Annotated in this window: 14 protein-coding genes; 13 read left to right on the top strand and 1 reads right to left on the bottom strand. The window is 72.4% G+C overall.

Annotation, left to right across the window (positions count from 1 at the left end; all coding sequences use genetic code 11):
• Positions 1-208 precede the first annotated feature (208 nt).
• From ABD369_RS04570 to ABD369_RS04560, 3 genes are all read left to right on the top strand, one after another.
• Positions 209-3,115, top strand: a complete 2,907-nt coding sequence (locus tag ABD369_RS04570; protein WP_344634878.1) for a bifunctional glycosyltransferase/CDP-glycerol:glycerophosphate glycerophosphotransferase — start codon at positions 209-211, stop codon at positions 3,113-3,115.
• A complete protein-coding gene (locus tag ABD369_RS04565) occupies positions 3,112-4,254 on the top strand; it encodes a glycosyltransferase family 4 protein (protein WP_344634877.1) in 1,143 nt (380 codons plus the stop codon). The genes ABD369_RS04570 and ABD369_RS04565 overlap by 4 nt, the downstream gene beginning before the upstream one ends.
• Positions 4,255-4,442: 188 nt before the next feature.
• Positions 4,443-5,576 (top strand): S1C family serine protease, encoded by a 1,134-nt coding sequence (locus tag ABD369_RS04560; RefSeq protein WP_344634876.1) that lies wholly within the window; start codon positions 4,443-4,445, stop codon positions 5,574-5,576.
• Positions 5,577-5,687: 111 nt separating this feature from the next.
• Here ABD369_RS04560 and ABD369_RS04555 read toward each other — a convergent pair whose 3' ends face one another.
• Positions 5,688-6,887: a sensor histidine kinase gene (locus ABD369_RS04555; protein WP_344634875.1), complete on the bottom strand. Its 1,200-nt coding sequence runs from the start codon at positions 6,885-6,887 to the stop codon at positions 5,688-5,690.
• Between the two features lie 310 nt (positions 6,888-7,197).
• On the opposite strand from ABD369_RS04555, the gene ABD369_RS04550 reads away from it, so the two are divergent.
• The 10 genes from ABD369_RS04550 to ABD369_RS04505 are packed head-to-tail and all read left to right on the top strand — an operon-like array spanning position 7,198 to position 17,167.
• Positions 7,198-7,605, top strand: a complete 408-nt coding sequence (locus tag ABD369_RS04550; RefSeq protein ID WP_344634874.1) for an NADH-quinone oxidoreductase subunit A — start codon at positions 7,198-7,200, stop codon at positions 7,603-7,605.
• A 59-nt stretch (positions 7,606-7,664) separates the two neighbouring features.
• On the top strand, positions 7,665-8,246 hold the full coding sequence (locus ABD369_RS04545) for an NADH-quinone oxidoreductase subunit B (protein WP_344635094.1): 582 nt from the start codon (positions 7,665-7,667) through the stop codon (positions 8,244-8,246).
• Complete coding sequence (locus ABD369_RS04540; RefSeq protein ID WP_344634873.1) at positions 8,243-9,358, top strand: NADH-quinone oxidoreductase subunit C; 1,116 nt, start codon at positions 8,243-8,245, stop codon at positions 9,356-9,358. Before ABD369_RS04545 ends, ABD369_RS04540 begins: the two co-directional genes overlap by 4 nt.
• A gap of 2 nt (positions 9,359-9,360) precedes the next feature.
• Positions 9,361-10,314: a complex I subunit 1/NuoH family protein gene (locus tag ABD369_RS04535; protein WP_344635093.1), complete on the top strand. Its 954-nt coding sequence runs from the start codon at positions 9,361-9,363 to the stop codon at positions 10,312-10,314.
• Complete coding sequence (locus ABD369_RS04530) at positions 10,314-10,868, top strand: NuoI/complex I 23 kDa subunit family protein (RefSeq protein WP_344634872.1); 555 nt, start codon at positions 10,314-10,316, stop codon at positions 10,866-10,868. The genes ABD369_RS04535 and ABD369_RS04530 overlap by 1 nt, the downstream gene beginning before the upstream one ends.
• On the top strand, positions 10,865-11,557 hold the full coding sequence (locus ABD369_RS04525) for an NADH-quinone oxidoreductase subunit J family protein (protein WP_344634871.1): 693 nt from the start codon (positions 10,865-10,867) through the stop codon (positions 11,555-11,557). Before ABD369_RS04530 ends, ABD369_RS04525 begins: the two co-directional genes overlap by 4 nt.
• 6 nt (positions 11,558-11,563) lie before the next feature.
• Positions 11,564-11,932, top strand: coding sequence for an NADH-quinone oxidoreductase subunit NuoK (nuoK, locus tag ABD369_RS04520; protein ID WP_344634870.1), 369 nt, complete (start codon positions 11,564-11,566; stop codon positions 11,930-11,932).
• Entirely contained in the window at positions 11,929-13,944 is a 2,016-nt protein-coding gene (locus ABD369_RS04515; protein WP_344634869.1) for an NADH-quinone oxidoreductase subunit 5 family protein, read from the top strand. The genes nuoK and ABD369_RS04515 overlap by 4 nt, the downstream gene beginning before the upstream one ends.
• A 52-nt stretch (positions 13,945-13,996) precedes the next feature.
• Complete coding sequence (locus ABD369_RS04510) at positions 13,997-15,568, top strand: complex I subunit 4 family protein (RefSeq protein WP_344634868.1); 1,572 nt, start codon at positions 13,997-13,999, stop codon at positions 15,566-15,568.
• A 51-nt stretch (positions 15,569-15,619) separates the two neighbouring features.
• The gene (locus tag ABD369_RS04505) at positions 15,620-17,167 is read left to right on the top strand and encodes an NADH-quinone oxidoreductase subunit N (RefSeq protein ID WP_344635092.1); all 1,548 of its coding nucleotides are present in this window, start codon (positions 15,620-15,622) and stop codon (positions 17,165-17,167) included.
• The last annotated feature ends 52 nt before the right edge of the window (positions 17,168-17,219 follow it).

The raw sequence follows: 17,219 nt of genomic DNA, 5'->3' as shown, positions 1-17,219 counted from the left end.
CCGCCGCCGTCCGGGCCGGGCCGGGCAGCCGGTGACCGGTGGCCGGGGGTGGGTCCGGCGGATGGCAGAATTTATGGGATTCCGTTACCGCGATCCGCTATGTCCTGCCAAGCGGACATCGCCCGGTGGTCCGCCGCCGGGGCGACAAACGCCCGAGGTCCCGGCGCTGCCGGGAGCTGAGCTCACCGACGACAAGGACCCTCGCTCCATGCCCTCCAGCCAGGCGAAGCCGCTGGTCAGCGTCATCGTGATCGTCTACAACGACGCGGACCGGCTGCCGCGGGCGGTCGCCTCCGTACTGCGCCAGTCGCTGCGCGGTGTCGAGGCACTGATCGTGGACGACTGCTCCACCGACGACAGCTTCTCGGTCGCCCAGCGGCTCGCGGCCGAGTACCCCGGGCAGGTCCGGGCGCTGCGCCTGCCGGAGAACAGCGGCGGCTGCGGCGGCCCGCGCAACCTCGGCATGACCGAGGTCCGGGGCGAGTACGTGATGTTCCTGGACAGCGACGACGAGCTGGACGACCACGCCTGCCGCAACCTCTACGAGGCGGGGGAGCGGACCGGTGCGGAGCTGGTCTCGGGCCTGAGCGTGCGCCGCTTCGTGGGCAACCGGAACGGCAAGACCGACCGCTGGTACCCCTGGATCTACTCGCGCACCCGGACCCTGGACTCCGTGTCCGAGCTGCCCGACCTGCTGGTCTGGGACACCCTCTCGACCAACAAGGCCTACCGGCGGAGCTTCCTGACCCGCACCGGGCTGCAGTTCCCGCTCGGCATCCTCTACGAGGACCTGCTCTTCTCGGCGCAGGCGTACCTGGCCGCCGAGCGGATCACCCTGATCCCCAACCGGGTCTACTACTGGGACCAGTGGCCGCAGGCCAAGGACAAGGGCGGTGCCTCGCTCTCCAACCGGCGCCACGAGATCCGCAACTTCACCGACCGGCTGGAGATCCACCGCCGGATCGACGCGATGCTCGCCGACCGCGACATGGCCGAGCTCAAGTACCGCAAGGACCTGAAGTTCCTCAAGCACGACCTGGTGCTGCACCTGCGTGACCTGCCGTTCCTGCCGGAGGACTTCCGCCAGGAGTTCGCCGGGCACGCCCGCGGCTACCTGGCCGGTCTGGACCCGGAGGCGGTCGCGGAGAGCCCCTTCATCCAGCGGATCTGCGCCTACCTGCTCACCCGGGACGACTGGGAGAACCTGCTCCCGGCCATCGACACCCTGCTCAACCGGGACAAGCTCTCCAGCCCGCTGGTGGAGCGGGACGGGCGGATCTTCTGGTGCGGCGAGCACCTGGACGACCCCGAGGGCCGCCGGGTGCTGGAGGTCACCGCCCACGGCTACCACTCCAAGGCGCTCGGCCAGCTCTTCCTGCGCAACCAGCTCACCCGCTACGCCGTCGGCCCGGGCGGCGTCGAGCTGGCCGGCCGGGTCGTCAACCCGCTCGGCCGGATCGCGGCCGACGCGAAGATCTCCGCCAAGCTGGAGTTCACCGCCCGCCGCAAGACGATCAAGTCCAAGTTCGCCTTCCCGGTCCGCGAGGTCCGGCACGACGCCGACGGCATCGTCTGGTCCGCGACCGCCGACCTGACCAAGGCACTGCGGCCGCTCGGTGTGCTGGACGACGTCTGGGACGTCCGCTGCGTGTTCACGGTGAACGGCGAGCGCACCACCACCCGGCTCACCGTCGGGGACCTGGACCTGGCGGCGCCGCCCACCCCGGCGGTCCGGCCCCGGCTCACCCGCCTGACCGGCGACCGCATGGAGCCGCACCGCTCGGTCCGCGGCCACCTGGCCTTCGAGCTGGCCGCCGAGGGCGGCCTGGCCCGCCGCGGCACCGACCTGATCGAGCGCGCCGTGCGCGGCGAGGCGGGTCCGGTCGCCAACACCGCGATGGACCGCGCCCGGCGCACCCTGCGCGGTGCGCTCAGGCTCAAGCGGCAGCTGAACAACGGCGACACCAAGCTGAAGGTCTACCACCAGCTGCTGCACCGGCTGCCGGTGGTCAAGGGCCAGGTGGTGTTCGAGAGCCACCAGGGCAAGCAGTACAGCGACAACCCGCGGGCGATCTACGAAGAGCTGCTGCGGCGCGGCGCGCCGATGAAGGCCGTCTGGTCGTACGCGGGCAGTGCGGCGGGCTTCCCGTCGGGTGCCACGCTGGTCAAGCGCTGGTCCTGGCAGTACCTGCGGGCGCTCGCCCAGGCCGAGTTCTGGGTGGACAACCAGGGCTTCCCGTACCGGCTGCGCAAGCGGCCCGAGACCACCTACATCCAGACCTGGCACGGCTCGGCGCTCAAGAAGATGGGCTTCGACCTGGCCTCGCTCAAGCGGCAGACCCCCGAGCAGCAGGCCCTGTACCTGGCAGGGCTGAACCGCTTCGACCACTTCGTGGTCCGCTCCGAGCACGACGTGCGGACCCTGGCGCCCGCGTACCGGATCGGCGAGGACCGGCTGCTGCGGGCCGGCTACCCGCGCAACGACGTCCTGCGCGACGAGGGTGCGGCCAAGGACCGTCAGCTGGCCGGCGAGCTCGGGATCGACCTGACCAAGCCGGTGGTGCTGTACGCGCCGACCTTCCGAGCGGACGCCTCCGGGCGGGTGCGGACCTTCGAACTCCCCTTTGACGTGGAGGAGTTCGTCGAGCGCTTCGGCGACCGGATGACCCTGCTGGTGCGCTGCCACTACCTCAACCGGGTGGTGCTGCCGCCCTCGGTGGCCGGCAAGGTGATCGACGTCTCCGACATCCAGGAGGTCACCCCGCTCTACCTGATGGCGGACGCGCTGATCACCGACTACTCCTCGCTGATGTTCGACTACGCGCTGCTGGACCGGCCGATGCTGTTCTTCGCCTACGACTGGGAGGAGTACGCCGACGACCTCCGCGGCACGTACTTCGACCTGCTGGGGGAGGCGCCCGGCCCGGTGTTGCGCGACGCCGGGGAGCTCTACGAGGCGCTCGGCGACCTGGACCTGGTCGGCAAGGAGTACACCGAGGCCAGGCAGCGGTTCGTGGCCGAGTACGGCGAGTACGACCGGGGCGACGCGGCGGCGAGGATCGCCGATCTGATGTTCGGCGCAGCCGACGGGACTGAGCAGGAGGCCGGTCGATGAGCCGCGACATCTTCATCGTCAGCAACAGCGTGGACGAGCTGGGCGGCGTCTCCAGCTGGTCGCACCGGATGGCCGAGCTGCTCAGCGCCAGGGGTCACCGGGTGCAGCTGGTCGGCATCGCGCCCGCCGTCCTGCACAAGGACTTCGGTGACGACCTGTCGTACGGCATGACCACCCTGTACCAGGAGCGCCCGGCGTCCGCCTGGACCCCGCGCTACCCCTGGCAGCAGCTGGACGTCGGGGCCCGCCGCCGGGAGGCGAAGCGGGTGGCCGGGGTGCGCGAGGCGGCCGCCCGGATGAGCCGGATGTTCCAGGACGCGGGCCCGGGTGCGGTGGTGATCGTCACCCAGGTCTGGGCGATGGAGTGGGTGGCGCAGGCCGACCTCAAGGGCCTGCTGGTGATCGGCATGACCCATGAGTCGTACGAGACCTGCCGGGCCACCTCCCGGTACGGCCGGGTCAAGCGCTACTACGCGGACGTGGACCGGCTGGTGGCGCTCACCGAGGAGGACGCCGACGCCTGGATCCGCGACGGCATGAACAGCACCTGCGGCATCCCCAACCCGCTGCCCTTCCCGCTGCCCGAGACGGTGCAGCCGGCCACGAAGACCGTGGTCAGCATCGGGCGACTGGCTCAGGAGAAGGGCTACGACCTGCTGCTGGAGGCCTGGGCCCTGGCGGTCGAGCGGCGGCCCGGCTGGCAGTTGAAGATCTACGGCCTGGGCGAGGAGGAGGAGGCGCTGCGGGCCCGGTGCACCGAGCTCGGCCTGGACGGCTCGGTGGAGCTCCCCGGACGGACCGACGACGTGCCGGGCGCGCTGGCCGGGGCCGCGGTGTTCGCCATGTCCTCGCGCGGCGAGGGCTTCCCGATCTCGCTGATGGAGGCGATGGCCTGCGGCGTGCCGTGCGTGTCGTTCGACTGCGCGCCGGGCGTCCGCGAGATCATCCGGGACGGCGAGGACGGCCTGCTCGCGCCGACCGGCAACACCACCGCCCTGGCCAGGCAGCTCGGTCGTCTGATGGACGACCGGGAGCTGCGCGACACCATGGCGAAGAAGGCGCGCGAGGCGATCGTCCGCTACTCGCCGGAGCAGGTGACGGCGCGCTGGGAGCAGCTCTTCGACCTCCTGGACGCATAGGGCCGCCCGGGTGCGGGGAGCCGTGCGGCAGGGCCGCTTCCCCGCACCCCCGGGGGGTCCCTCCCCGCTCCCATCGGCGCCGGGGTGTTGGCGCGTCGCACAGGTAAACGGACATACCGGTGGAATCCTGACAAAGTGTCGGCTGTTTGCCGAGGTCTCACCGTGTCCGGAACCGGAGGCAGCTCAAGGTGCACCCCAAGAAGGAACCCACCCGCCCGATCCCGGCAGGCCCCCGGCCCAACGGTCCGAGGCTGCTGCTCCCCGGGGCCGCCCTCACGCTGGCCGGCCTGCTGGTGAGCGGCTGCACCAGCGGCCCCTCGTCCTCCTCGACCGCCTCCACCTCCACCGCCTCGCCCAGCCCCTCGGGCTCCGCCATCCCCCCCGGCAACGGCGGGTTGCAGCTGCAGGAGGACTACCAGCGGGTCATCTCCAACGTGCTGCCCTCGGTGGTGCAGATCACCACCCCGAACGGTCTGGGCTCCGGGATCGTGTACGACACCAAGGGCAACATCGTCACCAATGCCCATGTGGTCGGCGCCGCCCAGACCTTCGCCGTCAGCCTGGCCAACAGCACCAAGACGTTGGACGCCACCCTGGTCGCCAGCTACCCGGAGTCCGATCTCGCGGTGATCAGGCTGGCCAGCCCGCCGGACGGCCTCAGGCCGGCCGCCTTCGGGGACAGCACCAAGGTCGAGGTCGGCCAGATCACCCTGGCCATGGGCAGCCCGCTCGGGCTCTCCTCCAGCGTCACCCAGGGGATCGTCTCGGCCACCGGCCGGACCGTCACCGAGCCGAGGAGTCCGGGGGCCCCGGGAGCCACCATCGGGAACATGGTGCAGACCTCGGCCGCCATCAACCCGGGCAACAGCGGCGGCGCGCTGGTCAACCTGAACAGCCAGGTGATCGGGATCAACACCCTGGCCGCGGTGGACCAGGAGACCAACGGCGGCGCCGCCCAGGGGATCGGCTTCGCCATCCCGGCCGCCACCGTCACCAACATCGCCGACCAGCTGATCAAGCAGGGCAAGGTCACCAACTCGGGCCGGGCCGCCCTCGGCATCACCGCCCGGACGTACTTCAACTCCAAATTCCAGCCGGCCGGCGCGGTGGTGGTCAGCACCACCCAGGGCGGCCCGGCCGCCGCGGCGGGGCTGCAGGTGGGCGACGTGATCACCAAGCTGGGCGACACCGACATCAACTCGCTCGGCGCGCTGACCACCGCGCTGGCCTCGCTCCAGCCGGGCGGCAAGGTCACCGTCACCTTCGTCCGGGACGGCCAGCGCAAGACCGCCGACGTCACCCTCGGCACCCTGGAGTCCTGAGCCCGACGGCCCCGAGGGCCGTCGGGAGCCGAGCCCCCGCCACGGCCCCGGACCCGGCGGCCGCACCGCGCAAGGGTGGCGGCCGCCGGGCCCGGCCGTGTCCGTACCGGGTCAGCGGGACCTGGTCCGCCACGGGAGTTCGACCGTGACCTCGGTCGGTCCGCCCGGCGGGCTGTCCACCACGAAGACCCCGTCCACCGCGCCGACCCGCTCGCCCAGACCGGCCAGGCCGCTGCCCGGGTAGGCGGCCGCACCGCCCGTGCCGTCATCCTGGACCACCACCATCAGCCGGTCGCCGGCCCGCCAGGCCTCCACCGAGGCGGTGCGGGCGCCGGAGTGCTTGGAGATGTTGGTCAGCAGTTCGCTGACCGTGAAGTACGCGATCCCCTCCACCGCCGAGTCCGGCCGCTGCACGGTGCCGTCCGGTCGGGACAGGTCCACGTTCACCCTGACCCCGCCGGGGACGGTGCAGCGGGCGGCGACCGCGGAGAGCGCGGCATCCAGGCCGCGGTCGGTCAGCACGGCCGGGTGGATCCCCCGGGCGAGGTCGCGCAGCTCCTGGAGGGCCAGCTTCACCTCGCCGTGCGCGGCGCCCACCATCTTCGCGGCGGCCTGGACGCCCTCGGCATCCGAGTCCTCGACCGAGTCGGCCAGCTTCTCCTTGGCCAGGCCCAGGTCCATGGCGAGGGCGACCAACCGGGCCTGCGCGCCGTCGTGCAGGTCCCGCTCGATCCGGCGCAGGTCGGCGGCGGCGGTGTCGACCACCGCGCCCCGGTCCTCCTCCAACTCCTTCACCCGCTCGGTGAGCGCGCCGGGGGCGAGCAGGCTGCCGATCAGCATCCCGTCCACCGTGCCGAGGAAGCGCATCGCCCAGGGCAGCACCGGCCAGCCGACGATCAGCAGGACCAGGGTCAGGGCGAAGCTGAGCACGCCCCAGGGCAGCAGCAGGAACGCGTAGAGTGCACAGCGCCAGTTCAGCCAGTCGGTCAGGACGGCGATCACCCAGCCCGCCCGGCCCGGCCGGGAGACCACCACCGGCCCCGGATCGGGCAGGTCGAGGCCGAGCCCGGTCCGCGCCCGGCGGCGGGCCAGCGAGCCGAGCGCCCGGCAGCCGGCCAGCCCGCCGGCCAGCAGCGGCATTCCGATCACGGTGATCGAGAGCCCCAGGCCGGCGGCCAGCGTCACTACGGTGAAGACGAAGGCACCGACGCCGAGCGGTAGGTTGAGCAGCAGGTGCTGCACCTGGCGCCACATCGTCGCCCCGTACAGCGGCGGAGCGGCCGGCCGTCGGCCCGGCGGTGCGTCGTTCATGGTCTTGGCCCTCTCGGTGGACTGTCGGGCTCCAGCATTCCGGGTCGGCGCAGCCCTGGGCCATGGGGGTGATCGGCGTCCGAGGCAGGGGGTTATCCCCACCCCCGGGCAGGCCTGACGCGGCCGGGCCGGGAGGAGGCGTTCTCCCGCTACTTGTCCACCGGACGTCTTGAAGGTCGGGCAGGGTGTGGGGAGAGTACACCGCTGCGCTTAGACTCGCGCCGTAGCGATGGTTATGTGCGCGTAAAAATGAGGCCGGGAGAGCCCGCCGGGAACGGTGGGGCCGCGGCCGATCTGGAGGCGAAGAAGTATGGAGGGGCCGCTGGCTGCTGCCGACCCCGCCGTGGGCGGCGGCTACTTCGACGCGTATGCCGCGGTGGGCCTGCTGGCCGTCGTCGGCGTGCTCTTCGTCACGGTGTCCTTCACCGCCAACCGGCTGCTGCGGCCGGTGGTGTACTCGCCGGAGAAGCTGCTCACCTACGAGTGCGGCGTCGATCCGGTCGGCGCGGACTGGGCGCACACCCAGGTCCGGTACTACATCTACGCCTTCCTGTACGTGATCTTCGCAGTCGATGCGATCTACCTCTTCCCCTGGGCGACGGTCTTCGCCGCCGCCGGGTTCGGTATGACGACCCTGGTGGAGATGTTCGTCTTCATCGGTTTCCTCGCAATCGGGCTGCTCTACGCCTGGAGGAAGGGCGTTCTGGAATGGACGTGACCCGCAACGTGACGCACAACCACTCGCACGGCTCCGCCGACGGGCCGATCGTGCTCGGCATGCCCGACCCGGCGCGTCCGGGCGCGGTCGAGCCACGTCGGCTCGGCCCGCTGGCCCGGCTCGCCCCGGACCCGGTCAAGGTGGTGCTCAACTGGGGGCGCCGCTACAGCCTCTGGTGCTTCAACTTCGGTCTCGCCTGCTGCGCGATCGAGTTCATCGCGGCGTCGATGGCCAAGCACGACTTCATCCGGATGGGTGTCATTCCGTTCGCGCCGGGCCCGCGCCAGGCCGATTTGATGATCGTTTCGGGCACGGTGACCGACAAGATGGCCCCGGCCGTCAAGCGCCTGTACGAGCAGATGCCCGAGCCCAAGTACGTGATCTCCTTCGGTGCCTGTTCCAACTCGGGCGGCCCGTACTGGGACTCGTACTCCGTCACCAAGGGCGTGGACCAGATCATCCCGGTAGACGTCTACGTGCCCGGCTGCCCGCCGCGGCCCGAGGCGCTGCTCCAGGGCATCCTCAAGCTGCAGGAGAAGATCGCGGCCGAGTCGCTGCCCGCACGGTACGCGGCGCCCGCCTCCGCGCTGCGCCGTCCGCTGGTCCCCGCGCCCGCGCAGACCCCGGGGGGCGAGCAGTGATCCCGCGCAGCGCCGAAGAGGTGGCGGCCGCGTTCGGCGAGTGGGCCACCGCCGCCGAGGCGTACGAGCTGCTGACCGTGGACGTCCCGGCCGAGCACTGGATCGAGGCGCTCACCAGCGCCCGGGACGTGCTCGGGCTCGGCTTCTTCGACTGGCTGAGCGCGGTGGACGAGCTGTCCGAGGGCTTCTCGGTGGCCGCCCACCTCGCCGCGCCCGGTGCGCCCGGGGTACGGCACCTGGTGCTGCGGACCCGAATCCCGCGCGCCGCCGCCGCGCTGCCTAGCGCCGTCGGGGTCTACGCCGGTGCCGCCTGGCACGAGCGGGAGACCCACGAGATGTTCGGCATCGACTTCACGGGCCACCCGCACCTGGCCACCCTGCTGCTACCGGACGGCTTCGAGGGCCACCCGCTGCGCAAGGAGTTCGTGCTGGCGGCCCGGGTCGCCAAGGACTGGCCCGGCGCCAAGGAACCGGGGGAGAGCGACCACGGCGGTGGTCCGGCCCGGCGCAAGATGCAGCCCGCCGGTGTGCCCGACCCCAACGAGTGGGGCCCGCTCAAGGGCACCCTGCCGCCTGCCGCCGAGCGTCCGGCTCGCGCCGCCCGTGGGCCGCGCGCGGCGGCGGCCGGAGCCGGTGCAGAGGGCGGACCCGCCGCGCGGGCCGACCGGCCGCGGCGGACCCGCAGCATCAGCGAGGGTTCGGTGAGCCAGGCGGCGGAGGGTGCGGAGGCCGCCGAGAGCGCGGCGCCGCCGGTTCGGGTGCGTCGGACGCGTAGCGTGAGCGAGGGGTCGGTGAGCCAAGCGGCCGGCGGCGCCGAGAGTGCCGAGGCCGCCGGGAGTGCGTCGGCACCGAAGCAGGAGGCGCCCGCACGACCGGCTGTGGCCCGTACCCAGTCCTCGGACGCGCCCTGGCACTCCCCGGTGCCCGCCACCGGACCCGAGCCCGCCGGGGAGGCTCCGCCGAAGGCGTCGCAGGCCGGGGATGAGACGCCCGCCGGTGACGAAGCGGGCGCGCCCGCCGAGAGCGCCGCCCAGGCCCCTGCCGAGACCCCCGGCAAGCAGCCCGCCGAGAACCCCACCGGGAAGCCCGCCCAGAACGGAGACAGCACGTGAACCTGCTCGACACGCTGCTGCGCTGCGTCGCGGTCCTGATCGTCTTCCTGGTCTTCCCGCTGATCATCGGCCAGACCGAGCACAAGGTGATGGCCCACATGCAGGGGCGGCTCGGCCCGATGTACGCGGGCGGCTTCCACGGCTGGGCGCAGCTGGTCGCCGACGGCGTCAAGTTCGCGCAGAAGGAGGACGTGGTACCGCTCGACGCGGACCGCCGGGTCTTCCAGGCGGCGCCGGTCGTCGCCCTGCTGCCGTACCTGATCGTGCTGCTGCTGGTCCCGGTCGGACCGAACGGCTTCGTCGGCCAGGCGGTGGACGCCGGCCTGTTCTTCGTCCTGGCCGTGATGGGCATCGGCGTGCTCGGCTCGCTGATGGCCGGCTGGGCGTCCGCCAACAAGTTCTCGCTGCTCGGTGGTCTGCGGACGGCCGCCCAGCTGATGTCGTACGAGCTGCCGATGCTGCTCGCCGCCGCCTCGGTGGCGATGGCGGCGGGCACGCTCTCGCTGCCGGGCATCGTGGACGCCTTCCACTGGTGGTGGGTGCCGTGGCAGCTGATCGGCGCGTTCGTCTTCTTCACGGCCGGGCTGGCCGAGCTGCAGCGTCCGCCGTTCGACATGCCGGTGGCCGACTCGGAGATCATCTTCGGCGCGTACACCGAGTACACCGGGCTGCGCTTCGCGTTCTTCCTGCTCTCCGAGTTCGCGGGCATCCTGGTGATCTGCGCACTGACCACGGTGCTCTTCCTCGGCGGCTGGCACGGCCCGCTGCCGGAGAGCCTCGGCTGGCTGTGGACCCTGCTCAAGACCTTCGCACTGGCCTTCGTGGTGATCTGGCTCCGGGTCACCTACCCCCGGCTGCGCGAGGACCAGCTGATGCGCTTCGCCTGGACCTGCCTGATCCCGCTCGCGCTGCTCCAGCTGGCCATCACCGGCGTCGTCAAGGTGGCGATCTCCTGATGAACATTCCAGGCAGTGGCCTGGCCAAGGGCCTGGCCGTCACCCTGCGGACGATGACCAAGCGGTCGATCACCGCCCAGTACCCGGACGTGCAGCCCGAGCTGCCCCCGCGTACCCGCGGTGTGATCGCGCTGCTGGAGGAGAACTGCACGGTCTGCATGCTCTGCGCCCGTGAGTGCCCCGACTGGTGCATCTACATCGACTCCCACAAGGAGACGCTGCCCGCGGCCGACCCGAACGCCCGCGCCCGCACCCGCAACGTGCTGGACCGCTTCGCGATCGACTTCTCGCTCTGCATGTACTGCGGCATCTGCATCGAGGTCTGCCCGTTCGACGCGCTCTTCTGGTCGCCGGAGTTCGAGTACGCGGAGACCGACATCCTGGAGCTGACCCACGAGCGGGACCGGCTGCGGGAGTGGATGTGGACGGTGCCGCCGCCGCCCGCGCTCGACCCGGGGGCCGAGGAGCCCAAGGAGATCGCCATGGCCCGCAAGGCCGCCGACAAGCTGGCGGCCGCGGCCGCCGCCGAGGCCGCCGGGGGTGGGGCCGAGTGACCGCCCTGCTCGCCGCGGCGGGTCCGCTGGACCCGGCCGCCCGCTCCTTCCTCTCCCCGACCGGTGTGGAGGTCGTCTTCCTGCTGGTCGGCATCGCCGTGCTCGGCTCCGCCGTCATCTCGGTGACCACCAGGCAGCTGGTGCACGCCGCGCTCTGGCTGGTCGTCGCGCTCGGCGGCCTGGCGATCGAGTTCCTGCTGCTGACGGCCGAGTTCATCGCCTGGGTCCAGGTGCTGATCTACCTCGGCTCGGTGATCGTGCTGGTGCTCTTCGGACTGATGCTCACCAAGGCGCCGATCGGCCGCTCGCCCGACGCGAACTCCGGCAACCGCTGGGTGGCGCTCGGCGTGGCCCTGGCTGCCGCGGGCACCCTGGTCACCCTGGTCGTGGACGCCTTCCGGACCTCCTGGCTGGACCTCGGGGCCGGCGGCGGCAGCGCCAAGGTGACCGGTGTCTACCTGTTCCGGCACTGGGTGCTGCCCTTCGAGGCACTGTCCGTGCTGCTGCTGGCCGCGCTGATCGGCGCTATCGTGCTCTCCCGCGACGGCGGCGGACGGTTGCCGAAGCCGCGCGCCGGGAAGCTGCGCGCGGGCAAGCCGGCCGGTACCAACGGCCGCGCGAGTGCGACCGCCGCCCGGGCCGGCAGTGCGGGCGCCGCCGCCCCGACGACCCCTGCGCAGGAGAACTGACCGCCGATGCACCTCGTGTACCCAGTCGTCCTCGCCGCGCTGCTGTTCAGCGTCGGCGTCTACGGCGTGCTCGCCCGGCGGAACGCCATCCTGGTGCTGATGTCCGTCGAGCTGATGCTCAACGCCGTCAACCTGAACCTGGTCGCCTTCGATGCCTGGCTGCGTGACTCGCTGCACGCCGGGCAGGCGCTCACGCTCTTCATCATCACCGTCGCCGCCGCCGAGATCGGCCTCGGCCTCGCCATCGTCCTGCTGGTCTTCCGGAACAGGGGCACGGCGGACATCGACCGGCTCACCGCGCTCGGTGACCCGAACGAGGACGCCGCCGAGGCCGCTGCGGAGGCCGCCGTGCCGAACGACAGGGCCGCCGCATGAACCTCGCCCTCCCCGCCCTGGTCCCCGCGCTGCCCGCGCTCGGCGCCGCCGCGACCCTGGCCACCGGCCGCCGCGCCCCCGGCTTCGCCCGGCCGCTGGCCATCCTCCCGGTGGCCGCCTCGGCCGTGCTCGCCCTGGTCGTCGCCCTCCAGCTGGGCGGTGGCCAGAGCCTGGACGCCGCCACCCGGCTCACCCCGACCGGCGGCCCCGCCATCTCGCTCGCCATCCACCTGGACGGCTTCAGCTCGCTGATCTCCCTGCTGGTCGGCCTGGTCGCGACCTGTGTGCAGGTCTACTCCACGGCCTACCTGAAGGACGACCCGCGCTACCCCTCGTACGCGGCGCTGGTCTCACTCTTCACCGCCGCGATGTTCCTGGTCGTGTACTCCGGCGACCTGGTGGTGCTGCTGGTCGGCTGGGAGATCATGGGCATCTGCTCGTACTTCCTGATCGGCCACCACTGGGAGAGCGCCGACGCCCGCTCGGCCTCGCTCAAGGCGTTCCTGGTCACCAAGCTCGGTGACATCCCCTTCCTGTTCGGGATCCTCCTGCTGGGGTCGGACGCCGGTACCTTCCGGATCAGCGGGGTGCTGGAGGCGGCGGCCGGCGGCAGGCTCGGCCACCCGACCCTGATCGCGCTGCTGCTGCTCGCCGGGGTCGCCGGCAAGAGCGCGCAGTTCCCCCTGCACACCTGGCTCCCCGATGCGATGGCCGGTCCGACTCCGGTCTCCGCGCTGATCCACGCCGCCACCATGGTCGCCGCCGGCATCTACCTGGTCGCCCGGCTGCTGCCGGTCTTCCTGCTCTCCGGCGCCGCGCTGCTGGTGCTCTCGGTGATGGCGGCCGTCACCATGGTCGGGTCCGCGCTGTGCGCGCTCGCCCAGGACGACCTCAAGCGGGTGCTCGCCTACTCGACCGTAGGCCAGCTCGGCTACATGGCCGGTGCGCTGGCCAGCGGCGACCGCGACGCGGCCGTGTTCCACCTGATCAGCCACGGCGCCTTCAAGGCCCTGCTGTTCCTCACCGCCGGCGTGGTGATCCACGCCGCGCACACCAACTCCATCTCCGCCATGTCCCGGATGCCGGACCTGCGCAGGCGCGTCCCCGACGCCTACTGGACGATGGGCATCGCCCTGGTCGCCCTGGTCGGACTGCCGCCCTTCAGCGGCTTCTTCAGCAAGGAGGCGGTGCTCACCGCCGCCGAGCACGCCGCGACCGGCGAGGCGATCACCAACGGACTCGGGCCCGCCTCAGCGGTGCCCGCCGCCGGCGGCTGGATCGTGCTGGTGTCCGGTGCGTTCACCGCACTGCTCACCGCGGCGTACGCGACGAGGCTCTGGCTGGTCGCATTCCACGCGCAGGCGACGGCCGCCCCGGCCGCCCCGGAGCCGGGGCAGGCGAACGGGCACGCCGAGGGCGCGCCGTACTCGCCCGAGATCGACGAGGCCGGGACGCAGCTCGAACCGCACGCCATGCGCTGGCCGCTGTGGGTGCTCGCCGTCCCCACCATGGGATTCGGCGTCGCCGGACTGCGCCCCGACTGGCTGCCGAGCCTGCTGGACGGCGGCTCGCTGCGGCCCTCAACCGGCACCGCGGTGATCGGTACCGCGCTCGCCCTGGCCGGGATCCTGGTCGCGTACGCGGCCTGGCGCTCGGGCACCGCCCGCGCCGCGGCGGCCGCCCGTACGGTACCGGCCGGCCAGGCGGCGGCTGGCGCCGCCGCCGACCCCGGTCGGACCCTGCTCGGCCCGCTCTTCGGCCCCGCGCAGCACGGATTCCACGTGGACCGGCTCTACAGCGCGCTGTTCGTCCGCCCGACGACCGCGGCCGCGCAGCTGGTCCGCTTCCTGGACCGCGAGGTCATCGAGACCTACGTCCGCGGCACGGGCGGCGGCGCCAATCTGCTCGGCTGGCTGGTCCGGCGGGCGCAGAACGGCAACGCGCAGGCCTACGTGAGTGCCCTGCTCGCCGGTGTCGTCCTGCTCGCCGTCCTGGTGGCGGTCGGCACATGACCCGTACACCCCCCTCCCGCCCGTCCGCCGCAGCACGTCCTTGGAGCCCCCGATGAACGCAGTCCTCATCGCCCTCCTGCTGCTGCCCCTGCTCGGCGCCGCCGCCACCCTCGCGCCGCTCGGCGCGGACCCCGCAGCCGCCGACCGGCGCGCACTCCGGCTCGGTACGGCCGTCACCGGCGTCGTCCTGCTGCTCACCGTCGTGCTCGCGACCGGCTTCGACCGCGGCGCGCCGAGCCGGATGCAGGCCGTCACCGACCTGCGCTGGATCCCGGCCATCGGAGTCCGCTTCCACCTCGGGGTGGACGGCATCTCGCTGCCGCTGATCGTGCTGACCGCCCTGCTCACCTTCCTGTGCGCGGCGTACTCGACCAAGCGGCTGCCGGACGGGGAGGGCACCCCGAGCGCCCGCTCCTTCACCGGGCTGCTGCTGCTCCTCGAAGTCGGCATGCTGGCCACCTTCGCGGTGCTCGACCTGGTGCTGTTCTTCCTGGCCTTCGAGATCGTGCTGATCCCGATGTACTTCCTGATCGCCCGGTGGGGGAACGGGCAGCGGGTGATGTCCGCCAACCGGTTCATCCTCTACACGCTGCTCGGCTCGGCCGTGATGCTGCTCGGCTTCCTGCTGGTCGGCACCCAGGCGGGCACGTTCGACATGACCGAGCTCGCCGCCGCCCACGGCAAGGGGCTCAGCCACACCACCCAGGTGATCGCCGCGCTGGCCATCCTGGCCGGCCTGGCGGTGAAGGCCCCCGCCTGGCCGCTGCACAGCTGGCTCCCGGACGCGCACACCTCGGCCCCCACCGTCGGCTCGGTGCTGCTCGCCGGTGTGCTGCTGAAGATGGGTACGTACGGCCTGGTCCGCGTCCTACTCCCGATCGTGCCGGACGGCACCGCCACCTTCGCCCCCTACCTGGGCGCGTTGGCGGCCGTCGGCATCGTCTACGGCTCGTTGGCCTGCCTCGCTCTGGCCCTCCCGTCGCCCACCGCCGATTCCGGCGCCAAGGGCGACCTCAAGCGTCTGATCGCCTACTCCTCCGTCGGCCACATGGGCTTCGTGCTGCTGGGCATCGCCTCCCTCACCCCGACGGGCGTCAACGGCGCGCTGTTCGCCAACATCGCCCACGGCCTGATCACCGGCCTGCTGTTCTTCCTGGTCGGCGCCGTCAAGGACCGCTACGGCACGGCCGACCTGGACACCATCTCGGGTGCCACCGGCGCCGCCCTCTACGGTCGGGCACCGCGCATCGGCGCGCTGCTCGCCTTCGCCTCCGTCGCCAGCCTCGGCCTCCCCGGGCTGGCGGGCTTCTGGGGCGAGCTGCTCGCGATGTTCGGCGCCTTCGATCCGGCCGCCGGGCTCTCGCGCCCCGCCTTCGTGACCTACATGGTGATCGCCGGACTCGGCACCCTCCTCACCGCCGCGTATCTGCTGGTCGTGGTCAGACGCGTCTGCATGGGTGACCCCAAGCAGCCCGCCGTGGTCGCCGAGATCCCCGACATCCGCCCGTACGAGGCCGTCAGCTGGACCCCGCTCGCCGCGCTCACCGTGGTGGCCGGGCTCTGGCCGGCCCTCCTGCTGAGCCTGTCCGACCCCGCGGTCAAGCACCTCCTCGGGGGTGGCTGACCGATGCCCGGTACCCCGCTCGGCTCTCACCTCCTCCTGGGGCAGCCCGCCATGACCCTGTCCGCGCCTGATGTGACCTCGCTGGCCGTCGCCAACCCGGGCATGCTCGTGCAGTCGATCGACTGGCTCGCGATCGCGCCCCCGCTGATCGCCGCCCTGGCCGCGATCGGCGTGCTGCTCGCGGACCTCTTCCTCCCGGCGGGGAAGAAGAAGGCCCTCGGCCGGCTCACCGCCGGCGGACTCGCCCTCGCCCTCATCGCACTCCTCCCACTGGCGCGCGGTAACACCCGGTCGACCTTCTGCCTGCGGAACGTAGCTGGCGCCACCGACAATCCGCTGTGCTCCTACGTCGCCGACCACTTCGCGCTGGTCTTCCAGCTGCTGGCACTCGGCGGTGCGCTGATCGCGGCCCTGCTGTCCGTCCACACCGTGGACGAGGAGCGGCTCCCGGGCGGCGAGTACTGGTTCCTGCTGCTCAGCAGCGCCGCCGGCGCCGCCCTGCTGCCCGCCTCCCGCGACCTGGCGACGCTGGTCATCGCGCTTGAGGTGGCCTCGCTGCCCGCCTTCGCGCTGGTCGCCCTGCGCCGGGACGGCCGGGGCGCCGAGGCCGCGCTGAAGTTCTTCCTCTCCTCGGTCACCGCGACGGCCGTGATGCTGCTCGGCATCAGCTTCGTCTACGCCGCCACCGGCAGCCTGCACCTGGCCGCCGTCGCCGACGGCCTGGGCCACGCCCCGGCGCAGCTGAAGCCGCTCGCGGAGGCGGGCGCCGCGCTCACCCTGGTCGGCTTCGCCTTCAAGGTGGCCGCCGTCCCGTTCCACTTCTGGCTGCCCGACACCTACACCGGCGCCCCGGTCCCGGTCGCCGGATACCTGTCCGTGGTCGGCAAGGCGGCCGGCCTCTCCGGCCTGGTCCTGGCCACCACCATCGCCTTCCGCCCGTACGGCCACACCTGGGGCCTGGCGCTGGCCGTGCTCGCCGCGCTGACCATGACAGCGGGCAACGTGGCCGCGCTGCGCCAGCGCGGGAACACCGCGCACAGCGCCGTCCGGCTGCTCGCCTGGTCCTCGATCGGCCAGGCCGGCTACCTGCTGGTCCCGCTGGCGGCCGCCGGCTACGCGGGCACGGACCAGCCGATCGGGGCCACCGCCGCGTACGCGCTGATCTACGGCGTGGTGAACCTCGGTGCCTTCGCCGTGGTCGCCGCCGTCAGCCGCAGAGCCGGCAGCCGGCTGGACGACTACGCGGGCCTGTTCGCCCGGCGCCGCTGGACGGCGCTCGCGATGGCCTTCTTCCTGCTCTGCCTGGCCGGTCTGCCGCCGGGCGTGGTCGGCCTGTTCGGCAAGGTGGTGGTCTTCCGGGCGGCCGTGGACGCGGGCCTGGGCTGGCTGGCCGTGGTGATGGCGGTCAACGTCGTGATCGCGCTGTACTACTACCTGCTGTGGACCGCGAAGCTGTTCGCCCCGGCGGAGCGGGTGGTCACCGACGGCCGCCTTCCGACCCCGCTGGCGGCCACCCTGGGCGTGACCGCGGTCGTGGCGGCCGTGCTCTCGGTGGCCCCGCAACTGGTCCTCCAGGTCGCGGGCGGCAGCCTGTTCTGAGCCGCACCCGGCCGGACCGGGGAGGCCCATCGGAGGGCGCGAGGCACCGCAC

The sequence above is a fragment of the Kitasatospora cystarginea genome, from assembly GCF_039533515.1.
Lineage (GTDB): Bacteria > Actinomycetota > Actinomycetes > Streptomycetales > Streptomycetaceae > Kitasatospora > Kitasatospora cystarginea.
Note: the sequence above shows the minus strand (reverse complement) of the source record. Positions and strands in the feature narration are given on the sequence as shown.

Coding starts and splice junctions, on each gene's coding strand:
- ABD369_RS04570 (WP_344634878.1), top strand. CDS start 209: ATGCCCTCCAGCCAGGCGAAGCCGCTGGTCAGCGTCATCGTGATCGTC.
- ABD369_RS04565 (WP_344634877.1), top strand. CDS start 3,112: ATGAGCCGCGACATCTTCATCGTCAGCAACAGCGTGGACGAGCTGGGC.
- ABD369_RS04555 (WP_344634875.1), bottom strand. CDS start 6,887: ATGAACGACGCACCGCCGGGCCGACGGCCGGCCGCTCCGCCGCTGTAC.
- ABD369_RS04550 (WP_344634874.1), top strand. CDS start 7,198: ATGGAGGGGCCGCTGGCTGCTGCCGACCCCGCCGTGGGCGGCGGCTAC.
- ABD369_RS04545 (WP_344635094.1), top strand. CDS start 7,665: ATGCCCGACCCGGCGCGTCCGGGCGCGGTCGAGCCACGTCGGCTCGGC.
- ABD369_RS04530 (WP_344634872.1), top strand. CDS start 10,314: ATGAACATTCCAGGCAGTGGCCTGGCCAAGGGCCTGGCCGTCACCCTG.
- nuoK (WP_344634870.1), top strand. CDS start 11,564: ATGCACCTCGTGTACCCAGTCGTCCTCGCCGCGCTGCTGTTCAGCGTC.
- ABD369_RS04515 (WP_344634869.1), top strand. CDS start 11,929: ATGAACCTCGCCCTCCCCGCCCTGGTCCCCGCGCTGCCCGCGCTCGGC.
- ABD369_RS04510 (WP_344634868.1), top strand. CDS start 13,997: ATGAACGCAGTCCTCATCGCCCTCCTGCTGCTGCCCCTGCTCGGCGCC.
- ABD369_RS04505 (WP_344635092.1), top strand. CDS start 15,620: ATGACCCTGTCCGCGCCTGATGTGACCTCGCTGGCCGTCGCCAACCCG.